Annotated in this window: 18 protein-coding genes; 7 read left to right on the top strand and 11 right to left on the bottom strand. The window is 66.3% G+C overall.

What is annotated here, in order from left to right:
• Positions 1 to 167 precede the first annotated feature (167 nt).
• Complete coding sequence (lldD, locus tag CHB74_RS20705; RefSeq protein ID WP_089221386.1) at positions 168 to 1,310, top strand: FMN-dependent L-lactate dehydrogenase LldD; 1,143 nt, start codon at positions 168 to 170, stop codon at positions 1,308 to 1,310.
• Between the two features lie 50 nt (positions 1,311 to 1,360).
• Here the strand turns inward: lldD and CHB74_RS20700 are convergent, their stop codons facing one another.
• Positions 1,361 to 2,332, bottom strand: coding sequence for an aldo/keto reductase (locus tag CHB74_RS20700; RefSeq protein WP_089221389.1), 972 nt, complete (start codon positions 2,330 to 2,332; stop codon positions 1,361 to 1,363).
• A 138-nt stretch (positions 2,333 to 2,470) separates the two neighbouring features.
• On the opposite strand from CHB74_RS20700, the gene CHB74_RS20695 reads away from it, so the two are divergent.
• The 3 genes from CHB74_RS20695 to CHB74_RS20685 all read left to right on the top strand — a co-directional run bounded on the left by CHB74_RS20695 (position 2,471) and on the right by CHB74_RS20685 (position 6,228).
• Entirely contained in the window at positions 2,471 to 3,367 is an 897-nt protein-coding gene (locus CHB74_RS20695; protein WP_089221385.1) for an enoyl-CoA hydratase, read from the top strand.
• A 50-nt stretch (positions 3,368 to 3,417) separates the two neighbouring features.
• On the top strand, positions 3,418 to 4,794 hold the full coding sequence (locus tag CHB74_RS20690) for an FAD/NAD(P)-binding protein (RefSeq protein WP_089221384.1): 1,377 nt from the start codon (positions 3,418 to 3,420) through the stop codon (positions 4,792 to 4,794).
• Between the two features lie 351 nt (positions 4,795 to 5,145).
• Positions 5,146 to 6,228 carry a helix-turn-helix domain-containing protein gene (locus CHB74_RS20685; RefSeq protein WP_245843121.1) on the top strand — a complete coding sequence of 361 codons (1,083 nt, stop codon included), beginning with the start codon at positions 5,146 to 5,148 and terminating at the stop codon, positions 6,226 to 6,228.
• A 10-nt stretch (positions 6,229 to 6,238) separates the two neighbouring features.
• On the opposite strand, the gene CHB74_RS20680 is transcribed toward CHB74_RS20685, so the two are convergent.
• From CHB74_RS20680 to flgC, 8 genes are all read right to left on the bottom strand, one after another.
• Complete coding sequence (locus tag CHB74_RS20680; protein WP_089221382.1) at positions 6,239 to 6,661, bottom strand: flagellar biosynthesis protein FlgN; 423 nt, start codon at positions 6,659 to 6,661, stop codon at positions 6,239 to 6,241.
• Positions 6,651 to 6,956 (bottom strand): rod-binding protein, encoded by a 306-nt coding sequence (locus CHB74_RS20675; protein WP_089221381.1) that lies wholly within the window; start codon positions 6,954 to 6,956, stop codon positions 6,651 to 6,653. The genes CHB74_RS20680 and CHB74_RS20675 overlap by 11 nt, the downstream gene beginning before the upstream one ends.
• A gap of 1 nt (position 6,957) precedes the next feature.
• A complete protein-coding gene (locus CHB74_RS20670) occupies positions 6,958 to 8,040 on the bottom strand; it encodes a flagellar basal body P-ring protein FlgI (protein WP_245843123.1) in 1,083 nt (360 codons plus the stop codon).
• Between the two features lie 119 nt (positions 8,041 to 8,159).
• The gene (gene flhB / locus CHB74_RS20665) at positions 8,160 to 9,227 is read right to left on the bottom strand and encodes a flagellar biosynthesis protein FlhB (RefSeq protein ID WP_089221380.1); all 1,068 of its coding nucleotides are present in this window, start codon (positions 9,225 to 9,227) and stop codon (positions 8,160 to 8,162) included.
• A gap of 3 nt (positions 9,228 to 9,230) precedes the next feature.
• Positions 9,231 to 9,986 carry a flagellar biosynthetic protein FliR gene (gene fliR, locus CHB74_RS20660; protein ID WP_089221387.1) on the bottom strand — a complete coding sequence of 252 codons (756 nt, stop codon included), beginning with the start codon at positions 9,984 to 9,986 and terminating at the stop codon, positions 9,231 to 9,233.
• A 6-nt stretch (positions 9,987 to 9,992) separates the two neighbouring features.
• Positions 9,993 to 10,256 carry a flagellar biosynthetic protein FliQ gene (locus CHB74_RS20655; RefSeq protein ID WP_089221379.1) on the bottom strand — a complete coding sequence of 88 codons (264 nt, stop codon included), beginning with the start codon at positions 10,254 to 10,256 and terminating at the stop codon, positions 9,993 to 9,995.
• A 55-nt stretch (positions 10,257 to 10,311) separates the two neighbouring features.
• Complete coding sequence (gene fliE, locus CHB74_RS20650; protein ID WP_089221378.1) at positions 10,312 to 10,641, bottom strand: flagellar hook-basal body complex protein FliE; 330 nt, start codon at positions 10,639 to 10,641, stop codon at positions 10,312 to 10,314.
• Between the two features lie 11 nt (positions 10,642 to 10,652).
• The gene (gene flgC / locus CHB74_RS20645) at positions 10,653 to 11,060 is read right to left on the bottom strand and encodes a flagellar basal body rod protein FlgC (protein ID WP_089221377.1); all 408 of its coding nucleotides are present in this window, start codon (positions 11,058 to 11,060) and stop codon (positions 10,653 to 10,655) included.
• Between the two features lie 108 nt (positions 11,061 to 11,168).
• Between flgC and CHB74_RS20640 the strand changes: the two genes are divergently transcribed.
• The 3 genes from CHB74_RS20640 to fliP are packed head-to-tail and all read left to right on the top strand — an operon-like array spanning position 11,169 to position 12,472.
• Positions 11,169 to 11,402 carry a FliM/FliN family flagellar motor switch protein gene (locus CHB74_RS20640; RefSeq protein ID WP_089221376.1) on the top strand — a complete coding sequence of 78 codons (234 nt, stop codon included), beginning with the start codon at positions 11,169 to 11,171 and terminating at the stop codon, positions 11,400 to 11,402.
• 1 nt (position 11,403) lies between these two features.
• Positions 11,404 to 11,748 carry a FliO/MopB family protein gene (locus tag CHB74_RS20635; RefSeq protein ID WP_089221375.1) on the top strand — a complete coding sequence of 115 codons (345 nt, stop codon included), beginning with the start codon at positions 11,404 to 11,406 and terminating at the stop codon, positions 11,746 to 11,748.
• Positions 11,741 to 12,472, top strand: a complete 732-nt coding sequence (gene fliP / locus CHB74_RS20630; protein ID WP_089221374.1) for a flagellar type III secretion system pore protein FliP — start codon at positions 11,741 to 11,743, stop codon at positions 12,470 to 12,472. The genes CHB74_RS20635 and fliP overlap by 8 nt, the downstream gene beginning before the upstream one ends.
• A gap of 113 nt (positions 12,473 to 12,585) precedes the next feature.
• On the opposite strand, the gene CHB74_RS20625 is transcribed toward fliP, so the two are convergent.
• Positions 12,586 to 13,257, bottom strand: a complete 672-nt coding sequence (locus CHB74_RS20625) for a PilZ domain-containing protein (RefSeq protein ID WP_089221373.1) — start codon at positions 13,255 to 13,257, stop codon at positions 12,586 to 12,588.
• 23 nt (positions 13,258 to 13,280) lie between these two features.
• Positions 13,281 to 13,520, bottom strand: coding sequence for a hypothetical protein (locus CHB74_RS20620; protein ID WP_342746625.1), 240 nt, complete (start codon positions 13,518 to 13,520; stop codon positions 13,281 to 13,283).
• Positions 13,521 to 13,658 lie beyond the last annotated feature (138 nt).

Raw genomic sequence — 13,658 nt, 5'->3', positions numbered from 1 at the left:
CTCGTCCATCGCCAGCCTCCGTCAAGCTGGCTCCCCATGAATCAGGGAAATCTCTCCTTGGGAATCCCAAAAATCACACTTCTGCCAAAGTAGCGCTAGGCCCGGCACGGCGGTTGCCCGCCGCCCTGCCCCCGCTTAGGGTTTGGCGACCAATCGGGAGGATATGCATGAAGGCCGCATCCGCGCTCGACTATCGCGCGCTCGCCAAGGCGCGGCTGCCCCATTTCCTGTTCGAATATATCGATGGCGGCAGCTATGCCGAGGCGACCCTGCGGCGCAACACCGCCGATCTGGAAGCGATCGCGCTACGCCAGCGCGTGATGGCGGACGTGTCGGCGATTTCGCTCTCCACCGAATTGTTCGGCCAGCCGCTGGCCATGCCGGTGATGCTGGCGCCGGTGGGGCTATCCGGCATGTATGGCCGGCGGGGCGAGGCACTGGCGGCGCGCGCGGCGGCGGCGGCCGGTGTGCCCTTCACCCTTTCCACCGTATCGGTCTGCCCGATCGCCGAAGTGGCGAAGGCGAGCGCGCGGCCGATCTGGTTCCAGCTCTATATGATCCGCGATCGCGGTTTCATGCGCGTGCTGCTGGATCAGGCGCGCGCGGCGGGCTGCAACGCGCTGGTCTTCACGCTCGACATGCCCGTGGCGGGCACCCGCTATCGCGACTTCCGTTCCGGCCTGGCCGGCGCGCCGGGGCCGCTGGGCAGCCTGCGCCGCTTCGGCCAGGCGGCGATGCGGCCGCGCTGGGCGTGGGACGTCGGCGTGCGCGGCCGTCCGCACCAGCTTGGCAATGTCGCGCCCGTGCTCGGTGAAAAATCGGGGCTGGAGGATTTCTTCGGCTGGGTGGGCAGCAATTTCGATCCGACGGTCACCTGGAAGGATCTCGATTTCGTTCGCGAAAATTGGGACGGGCCGTTGATCCTGAAAGGCATTCTCGACCCTGACGACGCCCGCGCGGCGGCGGATTTCGGCGCCGACGGGATCGTCGTCTCCAACCATGGCGGCCGCCAGCTCGATGGTGTCCTGTCCACCGCGCGGGCGCTGCCGCCGATCGCCGATGCGGTGGGCGACCGGCTGACCGTGCTGGCCGATAGCGGCGTGCGATCGGGGCTGGATGTGGTGCGGATGCTGGCGCTCGGCGCCAAGGGCGTGATGCTCGGCCGCGCCTGGGCCTATGCGCTGGGCGGCGGCGGCGAGGCCGGGGTCACCCATCTGCTGCAACTGATCGAAGCCGAAATGCGGGTGGCGATGGCGCTGACCGGGGTGACCACGGTCAGCGCCATCGGGCCGGAGATATTGGCGGAGTAAACGCGCCCTCACCCCGCCATTCTCACGATGGCGGGGATGACCACTCAATGTCAGGCCGTTACGTCGAGCGCCTTCAGTTCCGCCGCGCTCAGCTTGATCCGGGTCGCGGCAACCGCCTCCTCGATCTGCGCGGGCGAGCTTGCGCCGACGATCGGCAATGTCGGCAGCGGCTGGTTGACGAGATAGGCGAGCGCGATGTCGTTGGTGCTGACGCCGTGCTGCTTGGCCAGCGCCTGCGCGGCGGCCAGGCGAGCACGGTTGGTGTCGCTCAGATACATCTGCTTCAGATCACCACGCAGGCCATCCTCGCCCGCAGCCTCGATCTTGGCGAAGAAACCACGGCTCTGGCTGGAATAGGGGATCATGGTGAGATCGCCATGAACCGCAGCGAAGCCGTCTTCATAATATTGGCCATAGCCCTGCGCGGCCTGGCCTTCGGGATTGGGCTTGGCGAGGCCCCAATAAGGCTGGACGGCGACGAAGCCCTGATGGCCGATCGAGCGGGCACAGGCCTGCGCTTCGGCGATCCGTTCGGGCGACCAGTTGGACGCGCCGAAATAGCGGATGCGGCCGGCCTTCTGGTGGCCGATCAGCGCGTCGATGATCGTCTGCACCGGCGCTTCGGGGTTGTCGGCATGGAGCCAGTAGAGATCGATCGTCGCGATGCCGAGATGATCGAGGCTTTCGCCAAGGTCGCTCGCCAGATCCTCGGGCGTGACGCGGTTGCGCCAGTCGCCCACGCGCAGATCGACCATGCACCCCTTGGTGGCGATGACCATGCCGTCGCGGCCGCGACGCTTCAGCCAATCGCCGATCGTGCGTTCGCTGGCGCCCTTGGGCGCATCGGGAATCCAGTCGCCATAGCTGCGCGCGCTATCGAGAAAGTTGCCACCGAGCGCGACGAAGCGATCGAGAATCGCATCCGCGGCATCCTGCTGGATCGCGGTGCCGAACATGTTGGTGCCGTAGCAAAGCTGGCTGACGGTCAGATCGGTATGGGCAAGTTTCGCCTTGTCGAGCATGGACATCCTCCTCATTCGCGAGGAGCATAAGCCTCCATTCGACGATCGACTACGCATTTCGATGCTGCATGCCGGACATTATGACGATAAGTGGCAACATTCCGTACGTGGCATACGCATAGTCAGAACGAGGACGGCATGGACGATCTGGTTGAACCCAAGACGGCGGAGATCGCCTACGAAACCGATGAACCGGTGCGTTACGAGACGGACGGCGCCGTCGCCACCATCATCATGAACCGGCCGCGCTTCAACAATGCGCAGAACAGCCAGATGACCTATGCGCTGGACGCCGCCTTCCGCCGGGCGACCGACGATGATGTGATCCGCGCGATCGTGCTGAAGGGCGAAGGCAAGCATTTTTCCGCCGGCCACGACATCGGCACGCCGGGCCGCGACGTGACCAAGAGCTGGGATCGCGTCCACCTTGTCCCCGATCACATCAACAAGCCGGCGGCCGAGTTCCTCTACACGCGCGAGCATGAGGTCTATATCGGCATGTGCCGCCGCTGGCGCGACATCCCCAAGCCGACGATCGCGGCCGTGCAGGGCGCGTGCATCGCGGGCGGGCTGATGCTGGCCTGGGTGTGCGACATCATCGTCGCCACCGACGACGCTTTCTTCCAGGATCCGGTGGGCCGCATGGGCATTCCAGGCGTGGAATATTTCGCCCACGGCTTCGAACTGCCGCCACGCATCGCCAAGGAGTTCATCCTGCTCGGCGATCGCATGCCGGCGGAACGCGCCTATCAGTTCGGCATGGTGAACCGGCTTTCGACCCGCGCCACGCTCGACGCCGATGTGAAGGCCATCGCCGACGAACTGGCCACGCGATCGCGCCTTGGCAACTGGCTGACCAAGCAGGCGCTGAACCATGTCGAGGATCTGCGCGGCAAGCGGGCGGCCACCGACGCGCATTTCCACATGCACCATTTCGCCCATGCGCAGAACGACATGATCGCCGCGAACAGCCTGGGCGGGCTCGACGCGCGATCCATGGCGGCAGCGAACAAGGCGGCGGCCGGGGAAGACTGACCAGCCGCCGCCCGGTTTATTCCCGGCCCCGCACCGTTTAGGACGGGGCCATGGCTTTGACCGGAGGGCTGCGGCCCATCCACCATGTCGCGATCATCGGCGCCGGCTTTTCGGGCGCGTTGCAGGCGATCAACCTGCTGCGCCACGAAGGTCCGTCGGCCACACTGATCGAGCGGCGCGACCATCTGGCACGCGGCGTGGCCTATTCCGCCGCGCATCCCGATCATCTGCTGAACGTGCGCGCCGCGAACATGAGCGCACTGCCCGACGATCCCGATCATTTCGCGCGCTGGCTGGCCGATCGCCACCCCGAACTGGCCGAAGGCTTCGCGCCGCGCATCATCTATGGCGACTATCTGGGCGAGTTGCTGGCCGCCGCCGCGCGATCGGCCCCGGACCGGCTGGCCATCCAGCCGGGCGAAGCCGTGGACGTCGCCTTCGACGCGGCTGGCGCCTCGGTGCATCTGGCCGACGGCAGCCGCATCGCCGCGGAAACGGTGATCCTGGCCCCCGGCAACCTGCCGCCGCATGAGCCCGCCGGGCTGGCCGAAGCCGCGCTCGACAGCGATCTTTATGCCGCCGATCCCTGGGCTGGCGACATCGCCCGGGGGTTGCGCGACGAGGATGTCGTGCTGGTCATCGGCAGCGGCCTCACCATGGTCGACGTCGCCTTGCTGCTGGAAGCGCGCGGTTTTCGCGGGCGGATCATCGCGATGTCGCGGCGCGGGCTGCAGCCCCACGCCCATGCCGCCGCCCCGCATCCCGGCCCGCGCCTGTCCGATCGGCCGCCGCTGAGCGCCACGGCGCTGCTGCGCCTCGTCCGCGAGCGCGCGGACAAGATCGGCTGGCGCGCCGCCGTGGACGAATTGCGCCCGTTCACGCAGGATATATGGCTGGCCGCCCCGCCCGAGGAACGCGGCCGGTTCCTGCGCCATTTGCGGCCTTATTGGGATATCCATCGCCACCGGCTTGCCCCCGCCGTCGCCGCACGGCTGGCGGCGCTGCAGGCGCGGGGGCAACTGACGGTGACGGCGGGCAAGCTTTCCGCCTTCGCGGCGGCGGGCAAGGGCGTGCGGGTGCAATGGCGGCCGCGCGGCCGCGATGCGATCGAAACGATGATCGTGCGGCGGGTGATCAATTGCAGCGGACCGCAGGGCGATCTGCTGCGCACCGACGAACCCCTGCTGCGGGCGTTGATGGCGCGCGGGCTGATCGTGCCCGATCCTCTGCGGCTGGGCATCCATGTCAACCAGCAGGCCGAAACCATCGGCGCCGGCGGCAAGCCCAATCCCCGGCTGCTCGCGCTCGGCCCGATGACCCGTGGCACATTCTGGGAGATCGTCGCCGTGCCGGATATTCGGGTGCAAACCTGGTCGGTCGCACGGCGCCTGTCCAACGCCCATTGGGTGGGCGGCGAAGGCTTGTAGCGGCGCCATTCGTTAACATTTGTCCAACGCTGTCAGCCAAGCATCAAGCAAAAGATCGTTACAATCCCAGGCTGACCTTGCCGTGATGACGAAACCATCACCCGATCGGCAAAGCATTTAACACTCGAATCTATGCGCTTATTATTGACGTCACGGCGTCACCGATGCCATATCGTCGGGCGCAAGAAGAGTGCCTGTCGAGTATATGACATATAGAATGTGTCGATCGAGCTTCCCCCGATGAAGAGGAATCAACCGGCAGGAAAAGCAGCTGCGGCGCGACAGAAGGCGCGCAGCGCATCACAGAATTTTTCAGCGTCATTGCCGGTTATTGATCGCCATCGGGCGATCGTGTTTCCCAACCATCTTCGCCAGGAACGCAAGCGCGCGGGCTTTCCCAAGCTGTTGGGGCTGGCCCAGATCGTTCCCGACATTCCCTATATCCGCCTGTCCAAGATCGAACGTGGCGAGGTGTTCGCCAAACCGGCCGAACTCGTTGCCATCGCCAAGGCATTGAAAATCAGGCCCGTCGACCTGCTGATCGACATCGACGACCCGGAATTCGATATCGCCGCATGGGCGGCCGACATCCACGATCCCGCCACTTATGACGCGGAAGAGGACGCCTTCGCCGTCCTGCTCGCGGCGGCGTTGCGCGCCGAGCGCGAGGATGATCCCCGGCTTTCCATAGCGACGCTGGAAAATGAATATGGGATCGCGCCCGTGATCCTGTCGCGGCTGGAAAATGCCTATAAAACGATCGACCGCTGGAACGAGGATACGCTGGCGGCGCTGTGCCGCATCTTCCAGGTCGGCAATGTCGCGACGCTGCGCAAGGCTGTCGCCAACGCCCATGCCACCGGCGCGCTTGCCCGCCATGTCGACCAGATCGCCCACCCCGACCTGCGCATCGCCAAATCGCGCGCGCGGATCGCGGCACTGCGCGAGGCGCTGGCCACCCGGCCCCGGCACGCGAGTAAATCGCCACCGCCCCGGCGGAGCGAAGCGGCGGCCATGCCTGCCGCCGCGCCGGCGGACGGCCCCGCCGTCCACGCCGCCGACATGGCAACCGTGCGGCTGGTGCCGGTGTTCGGCACGCCGCTGGGCGATGGCCTGATCGCACGGACGCCGATCGGCATCACGGTGGAAGCACCGCGCAATGCCGGCCCGCGCGCTTATGGCCTGCGGGTCTGCCGGCCGAGCCTGGGCCCCGGCCTGCCCGGCGGCGCGACCGTGATCGTCGACCCCGATCGCTTCCCTTCGTCGGGCGGCATCGGCGTGGTGCAGGAACCTGAGGGGCTGCGCCTGTTGATGGTCACATTCGGCCGCGACGGCCGGATGATCGGTTATAGCGAGCATCCCGACCGCGAGATCGCGATCGACGAGATCGATCCCGCCGACGTTGCCACGGTGATCGCCGCGATCTTCGAGTAAGCCGCGCCGATCAATATTCCGAATTGACCGAGATCGGCGCCGTGAGATCGGCATTGGCGAGATCGCCCCGCGCGCTGTAGGTCGCGGCGCGGCGATTGGCGAGGCGGCGGGCCTCGGCGCTGACCGCGCCCATCATCTCGACCGAAAGATCGATCTGCCGTTCAAGGATCAGCGCATTGGTGGCCGATGCTTCGCCCAGCGCCACCAGCGCGTTGCTCAGTTCCTCACGCCCCGCTTCATCCAGCGCGTTGGCCCAGCCCGGTGCCTCGCGCTCCAGACGGGCCAGTTCGGTTTCGAGAACGCCGACCAGCCGCACCTTGGCCGCCGCGAGTTCCGCCAGATCACGGCCCCGTTCGCGCGAGCGCAGGCGTTCGGTTTCCTCGTTCATGATCAGCGTGAGCGAGGCCATGACGTCAATCGCATTAGCGGCCATCGGCCGAACCTCCCTGCATCTTGAGGATCTGATCCATCACCGCGGGCGCAAGGCCGATGCCGCCGCGCTTCGCGATTTCGTTGCCCATCTGTTCGGCGAGCACGCCGCGAAACATCTGTTCGCCATGGCCGCCGGAAAACTCGTCGCCGGTTTCCACCATTTCCATCATCATCTTGGTGATCTGGCCGACGAACACCGCTTCGAACTCGCGCGCGGTGGCCGCGGCATCGGCGCGCGGCTTGGGCAGTTGCGGCCCGGCCGGGGGCAGCATCGCGGCGGAGGAAATATCAGCCATGTCACTGCACCTCGATGTCGGCCTGGAGCGCGCCTGCGCCCTTCAATGCCTGAAGAATGGTGATCAGATCGCGCGGGCTGACGCCGAGCGCGTTGAGCCCCGAAACCAGCGTGCGCAGCGATGTGCCGCCGTCGAGCACCGCCAGCGACCGGCCCGAACCATCGTCGACGTCGATGCTGGTGCGCGGCAGCACCACGGTTTCGCCGCCCTTGGAGAATGGCTCCGGCTGCGACGCGACCGGGGTTTCGGAAACGCTGATGGTGAGGCCGCCCTGCGCGATCGCCACCGGGCTGACGCGCACATCCGCGCCCATGACGACGGTGCCCGCCGCCTCGTTGATGACGATCCGCGCCGGCGTGTCCACCTCGACCGGCAGATTTTCGATCCGCGCGACCAGTTCGACCAGCGAGCCGGCATAGCCGCCCTGCCCGCCCAGTTCGACCGTCGAGGGATCGAGCACCTCGGCCGCGCCGGGCACCCGGCCGTTGATCGCATCGGCGATGCGGTGGGCGGTGGTGAAATCGGGATTCTTGAGCGCGAGTTTGAGGCTGGTGGCGGATTTCAGCGCATAAGGCACTTCGCGTTCGATGATCCCGCCGCCGGCGATCCGCGCCGAGGTGGAAACCCCCCGGCTGATGCTGGCCGCCTGGCCCTGCGCCTTGAATCCCGACACCGCGACCGGCCCCTGCGCGACCGCATAGATTTCACCATCAAGCGCGCGCAGCGACGACGCGATCAGCGTGCCGCCCTGCAGGCTGGTGGCATCGCCCAGCGCGGAAACCTGGACGTCGATCTTGGAACCGGCGCGCGCGAAAGGCGGCATCGTCGCCGTGACCGAAACGGCCGCGACATTCTGCGTGCGCATCTGGGTGCCACGGATATTGACGCCCATCCGTTCGAGCATCGCCTGCATCGTCTCCTCGGTGAAGGGGACGTTGCGGATGCGATCGCCCGTGCCGGGCAGGCCGACGACGAGGCCATAACCGACGAGCTGGTTGCCACGGACATTTTCGACATCGACGATGTCCTTGATCCGCGGTGCCGCAGCGGCCGGGCAAGCGAGGCCGAGCCCGAGCCCGAACATCGCCGCCGTGGCGACAAGGGCGCCCCGCGCCGTGAAGCTGGATAAGGTTCGCATCATAATCCTTATAGGATGAAGCTGCAGCCGGACCGGCGGCGCGGCGAGGATTTTAACGGGCGCCATCAGGCGATCCGCCGCGCGAGGCGCATGACGTAGCCGATGATTTCGGCGACGGCGGCATAATGTTCGACCGGGATCGGATGATCGACCTCGACCGCCGCATAGAGCGCCCGGGCCAGCGGCGGGCTTTCGACGATCGGCACCTTGGCGTTGCCCGCGATCTCGCGGATCTTGAGCGCGAGTGCGTCGACGCCCTTGGCCACCACCACCGGCGCCGCCATCGCGCCATGATCATATTTGAGCGCGACGGCATAATGGGTCGGGTTGGTGACGATCACGCTGGCGGTGGGCACGGCGGCCATCATCCGCTTGCGCGACCGCTGCATGCGGATCTGGCGGATCTTGGCCTTGATCTTGGGATCGCCGTCGGACTGCTTGATCTCGTCCTTCAGCTCCTGAAGGCTCATCCGCATCTTCTTCAGCCAGGCGCGGCGCTGATAGACGAAATCGGCGGCGGCGATCAGGCAGACGAGGATCGCGACCGTCTTGACCATGCGATAGACGATTTCGCCGGTGGCCTGGCCGATCGCGCCGGGGCCGGCGCCGATCAGCTGGTCGAGCGCGACCGCCTTGGGCCAGGCGACGAGCAGCGCGACGGTGACGATCACGCCGAACTTGGCGAGCGTCTTGGCGAATTCGACCAGCGCGCGCTTGCCCAGCAGCCGCTTGAACCCGGCCAGCGGCGAAAGCTTGGACCATTTGAAGCCGACCCGCGACCAGGCGAAGCTGGGCCGCCCCTGCAGGAACAGCGTGAGGAAGGCAGCGCCGAACAGCAGCCCCGCCAAGGGCGCGATGGCCAGCGCCGTGTGCGCCATCACGCCCCCGATCAGATTCTGGGCGCCTGCCGGCTCCAGCGAGAAATCATCGGCATTGCCCCACAGCCGCACGAACATCGTGCCAAGCCGGGCGAGCGTCCAGGCGCCAAGCCCGCCGGCGACCACGATGACCGCGATGAACATCGCCGCGTGGCGCATTTCCGGCGCGGAAAACACATCGCCCTTGGCCCGTGCGTCGTCGAGGCGCTTCTGGGTCGGTTCCTCGGTCTTCTGATCCTGATCGGTATCCGCCATGGCCTAGAGGCTCCAGCCATTCTGCATGAAGGTCGCCATCGCGTTGGCGAAGGTGGTGAGCGCCGTGCCCAGCACGACCGCGAACAAAGCGAGGCCGAGCAGGATGTTGAGCGGCTGGGTGATGAAGAAGACCTGGATCGCGGGCGCCATCCGCGCCGCCAGCCCCAGCGCGACGTTGAACAGGATGCCATAGACGATCAGCGGCGCCGCGAGGCTCAATGCCAACGCCATCGCCTGGCCCGTGACGGTGACGGCCAGCCGCGCGAAATCTTCGCCCGGTGGCAGGCCACCGACCGGAAAGACGGTATAGGATTGGACGATCGACGCGATCCACAGATGATGGACGCCCATCGCCAGGCACATCACCGCCGCCGCGACGCTGACGAAGCGGGCGAGCAATGGCGACTGCCCGCCCATCGAGGCATCGAAGATCAGCGCCGACGACAGGCCGACCTGCAGGCTGACCATCGATCCGGCCATCGCCGCCGCCGCGAACAGGATGCGGACGATCATGCCCATGGCGAGGCCGACGAGCAGTTCCGAAATGATGATCCCCGGCAGCGCGCGATCGGACTGCATGACCGGCGTCACCTGCCCGTCGAGCAGGCCGAACAGCCCGGCGGTGAAGCCCAGGCCGAGCATCAGCCGGATCCGGCCGGGGATCGCATCCTCCGAAAAGACCGGCAGCAGCATCAGCACCGCCCCGACCCGCGCGAACAGGATCAGGAAGGCCGTCGCGTCGAAGGGGAGCCCGCTGATCATCGCTCAGCCATGGACGATGACGTCGGCAATCCGCGCCATGAAGGCGGACAGCGCGCCGCCGATCATCGGCAGCGAAAGCAGCAGCACCAGCCCCATCACCAGGATTTTCGGCACGAAGGTGAGCGTCATTTCCTGAATCTGGGTCAGCGCCTGAAACAGGCCGATGGCGACACCCACGATCAGCGAGGCGATCAGCATCGGCCCGACGATGGTAAGCGTCAGCAGCAGGCCGGCCTTGGCCAGTTCCATTGCCTGGAAGGAATCCATGTTGATTGCCTGTGTTGCGTGCCGAAACCGGGCCTGGGGGCGGTGGGAAGCGTCGTCAGATCTGCATCCGCATGATTTCGGAATAGGCGCTGACCACGCGATCGCGGACGGCGACCACCGTGTCGAGCGCGGTTTCGGCGGCGCCGATGGCGGTAACGACGTCGATCAGATCGCCCTTGCCGGCAACCTGCTTGGCGCTTTCCGCCTCGGCGGTGCGCAACGATCCGGCGGCTTCGGTGATCAGGTTTTCGATCATGCCGCCAAAACCGCCCGATGCGGGCTGCGCGGCGCCACCGGCGGCGGCATCCGTTTCGATCGATTTGGGCAAAGCGGCGTTGACCGCGCGGCCATAAGCGGCCGCGGCGTCGAGTGCTCCGATGGACATGGTGGGTTCCTTTATTTGATCAGGTCGATCGTCCGCATCGTCAGGTTGCGCGCGGATTCGATGGCGTTGAGATTGGCTTCATAGGATCGCTGCGCCGCCTTCATGTCGGCGGATTCGACCAGCCCGTTGACGTTGGGCCGCAGCACATAGCCCTGCGCGTTGGCGGCCGGATTGCCCGGCTGATAGACGCGCTGGAAATCGCTCTTGTCGCCGGTGATCGATTTCACCGTGACATTGGTGGCCCCGGTGGCGCGATCGACCTCCGCCTTGAAGGTCGCGACGCGGCGCCGGTAAGGATCGCCGCCGGCCGTGCGGGCGACGGAATCCGAGTTGGCGAGATTTTCGGCGATCACGCGCATCCGCAGCGATTGGGCGCGCAGACCGGATGCCGAAACCCCGATCGATGACTTGAGATCCATATGTCCCTCCCGCCGGTTGGCCCCGGCTTTTTCCTTATAGGCATTTTTTGCCTAGCTCGGACGGTTCCCGGAAAATTAATCCTATAACTTTCTCGAAAGGAGACACGCATGTCAGTCCTCGAGGGAATACCGGTCGACCTGTCGATCGTGCTGGGTTCGACCAGCCTGCCGATCCGCCAGGTGCTGAAAATGGGCCGCGGCGCGATGATCCCGCTCGATTGCGGGCATAATGATCCGACGCTGGTGTTCGTGAACAACCAGCTGGTCGCCAAGGGCAAGGTGCTCGTCGAAGGCGAGCATATGTCGCTGGAGATCACCGAAGTCGTCCAGCGGGCCCGCTGAGATGGATTTTCTCGCCATCCTGCGCACGCTGGGCGCGCTGGGCATCGTGCTCGGCCTGCTCGCGGGCGCGCTATGGGCGGTGCGCCGCTACGAACTCAAGCTGCCGGGCCATCTGATCGGCGGCCTGATCGGCACGGCCGGCCCGCGCCGCATCGAACTGGTCGAACGCCTGTCGATCGACGCGCGGCGTTCGGTGGCGCTGATCCGCCGCGACGACAAGGAACATCTGGTGATGATCGCGCCCGAGGGGCTGCTGATGATCGAGGCCGGGATCGCGGCGCCGCCCGCCGCCGTGCCCGCCCCCACACCGCACAAGGACAAGAACGAGGACAAGGCCGATGCGTAAACTGTTCGGCCTGGCCGCGATCACGCTGCTGATGGCGCTGCCCGAAGTGGCGATGGCGCAGAGCGTGTCCGCCAATCTGGGCGAAGGATCGATCTCGGGGCGCGCCATCCAGCTGGTGATGATGCTGACCGTGCTCAGCCTCGCCCCCGGCATCCTGATGACGGTGACGAGCTTCACCCGCATCGTCGTCGCCCTGTCGCTGCTGCGCACCGGCATCGGCGCGCCCGGCGTGCCGCCCAATCCGGTGATCATCAGCCTTGCCTTGTTCCTCTCCTTCTTCGTGATGGGCCCCACCTTCGACGCCGCGTGGAACCAGGGCGTGAAGCCCTATAATGAAGGCCGCATTACCGAGGCGCAGGCGTTCGAGCGGACGTCCAAGCCGTTCCACAGCTTCATGCTCAAGCATGTCCGCGACGAGGATGTGCGCCTGTTCGTCGAGCTTTCGAACAAGAAGCCGACCCCGCGCGCCGAACTGCCGATGACGACGCTGATGCCCGCCTTCATGATTTCCGAACTGCGCCGCGCATTCGAAATCGGCTTCCTGCTGCTGCTGCCTTTCCTGATCATCGACCTTGCCGTCGCCGCCGTGCTGATGGCGATGGGCATGATGATGCTGCCCCCCGCGACCATATCGCTGCCGATGAAGATCATCTTCTTCGTGCTGGTCGACGGCTGGGCGCTGATCGCCGGATCGCTGGTCAAAAGCTTCGGCGGGCCGGGCTGATCGTAGCGGCCGCCTGACACAAAAAGAGGGGCGCGACGGATATAGCTTCCGTCGCGCCCCTCTTTTTGTGTCGTTGTGCCGGGGCTGCCGGGCTGCCGGACCGGCGGGGCGTCCTACCCCTCCAGCGCGGCGGCGTAGCGGCGGGCGGGATCGTTGAGCCATTCGGCGAGCGCCGCGAAGGCGATCGATTCCAGGAAGGCGACGCCGATCTTGTCGCCCCGGATCCAGCGCACGACGCCGCGCACCGGATCGAGCCCGGCAACCGCCAGCGTGACGATGTCGTCCTTGGCGAGCTTCGCCTTGGTGACGAACTTGGCGCCGCCCTGCGACAGATCGACCAGCCCGACGCGATGGGCCTGGCCGTCGATCCGCACCTCGGCATGGCAATTGACCGGCATACGCGGCGCGCGCGGCACGGGCAATGCGCTCGGCCGGCGCACGGTGGAGGATTCGGAGAGCAGCTGGCCAACATTGATCGGCTCATCGAACTGGACGCCGATCGCGCGGCGATCCATCCAGCGCACCGTGCCCGAGATGATGTCGCCATTGCGAAATTCGACGCGGATCGCTTCACCCATCGCGAAATCGGCGCGGACCTCGGCCTTGAGGCCGCCCGCCGAAATATTGCGGATGCAGCAGAGCGCATCGACCCGATCGCTGATGATTCGGCCGATCAGCAGCAGCGTCATCGTCCGTGGCGCACGCGGCGTCAGCAGCGGCGCGGCCTTGGCCGGCATCCACGGATCGTCTGCAAGCCCGCTATTATCGTGCGACATCAGCGCCATTTTCCTTCCCCGATCCATCGCCCTTAGACCGGAGAAGCCTGCGTGACCACTGCCCGCCGCACGACATCCCTGCCATAGGCTTCGGCAGCGGCGTCGAGCACCACATTGCGGAAGGCGCCAAGGCTGGGGATCATGCCGTCGGGCCCGCTCGCCATCGGCGTGCGGAAGGTGCGCATGTTGATGGCGTTCAGCAGCACCGGCAGACGAAGCTGGACGGCTTCGCGCTGATCGGTCGGCACTTCGAGCTGCACCTCGAACGACACATAGGATGCCAGCCGGCCATCGGCGAAGACGAGCGGCGCGAGGTGTCAACGGCGGAGCAAAAGTCGGCCATTCGGCGGCGTAAAACCAGGCCACGGTGTTACATGCCGGGGGGAGTGGCGTGAGGGCGTAGCCCGAAG

The sequence above is a fragment of the Edaphosphingomonas laterariae genome (assembly GCF_900188165.1).
Taxonomy (GTDB): Bacteria; Pseudomonadota; Alphaproteobacteria; order Sphingomonadales; family Sphingomonadaceae; genus Sphingomonas_E; species Sphingomonas_E laterariae.
This window is presented reverse-complemented; position numbering and strand designations above follow the sequence as displayed.

What these genes read in the sequence shown, in the direction of transcription:
- CHB74_RS20690 (WP_089221384.1), top strand. Translation starts at nt 3,418, where the DNA reads ATGGCTTTGACCGGAGGGCTGCGGCCCATCCACCATGTCGCGATCATC.
- CHB74_RS20635 (WP_089221375.1), top strand. Translation starts at nt 11,404, where the DNA reads ATGGATTTTCTCGCCATCCTGCGCACGCTGGGCGCGCTGGGCATCGTG.
- CHB74_RS20680 (WP_089221382.1), bottom strand. Translation starts at nt 6,661, where the DNA reads ATGGCCGCTAATGCGATTGACGTCATGGCCTCGCTCACGCTGATCATG.
- CHB74_RS20675 (WP_089221381.1), bottom strand. Translation starts at nt 6,956, where the DNA reads ATGGCTGATATTTCCTCCGCCGCGATGCTGCCCCCGGCCGGGCCGCAA.
- CHB74_RS20655 (WP_089221379.1), bottom strand. Translation starts at nt 10,256, where the DNA reads ATGGATTCCTTCCAGGCAATGGAACTGGCCAAGGCCGGCCTGCTGCTG.
- flgC (WP_089221377.1), bottom strand. Translation starts at nt 11,060, where the DNA reads ATGGATCTCAAGTCATCGATCGGGGTTTCGGCATCCGGTCTGCGCGCC.
- CHB74_RS20695 (WP_089221385.1), top strand. Translation starts at nt 2,471, where the DNA reads ATGGACGATCTGGTTGAACCCAAGACGGCGGAGATCGCCTACGAAACC.
- fliP (WP_089221374.1), top strand. Translation starts at nt 11,741, where the DNA reads ATGCGTAAACTGTTCGGCCTGGCCGCGATCACGCTGCTGATGGCGCTG.
- lldD (WP_089221386.1), top strand. Translation starts at nt 168, where the DNA reads ATGAAGGCCGCATCCGCGCTCGACTATCGCGCGCTCGCCAAGGCGCGG.
- CHB74_RS20670 (WP_245843123.1), bottom strand. Translation starts at nt 8,040, where the DNA reads ATGTTCGGGCTCGGGCTCGGCCTCGCTTGCCCGGCCGCTGCGGCACCG.
- fliE (WP_089221378.1), bottom strand. Translation starts at nt 10,641, where the DNA reads ATGTCCATCGGAGCACTCGACGCCGCGGCCGCTTATGGCCGCGCGGTC.
- CHB74_RS20700 (WP_089221389.1), bottom strand. Translation starts at nt 2,332, where the DNA reads ATGCTCGACAAGGCGAAACTTGCCCATACCGATCTGACCGTCAGCCAG.
- flhB (WP_089221380.1), bottom strand. Translation starts at nt 9,227, where the DNA reads ATGGCGGATACCGATCAGGATCAGAAGACCGAGGAACCGACCCAGAAG.
- CHB74_RS20625 (WP_089221373.1), bottom strand. Translation starts at nt 13,257, where the DNA reads ATGGCGCTGATGTCGCACGATAATAGCGGGCTTGCAGACGATCCGTGG.
- CHB74_RS20640 (WP_089221376.1), top strand. Translation starts at nt 11,169, where the DNA reads ATGTCAGTCCTCGAGGGAATACCGGTCGACCTGTCGATCGTGCTGGGT.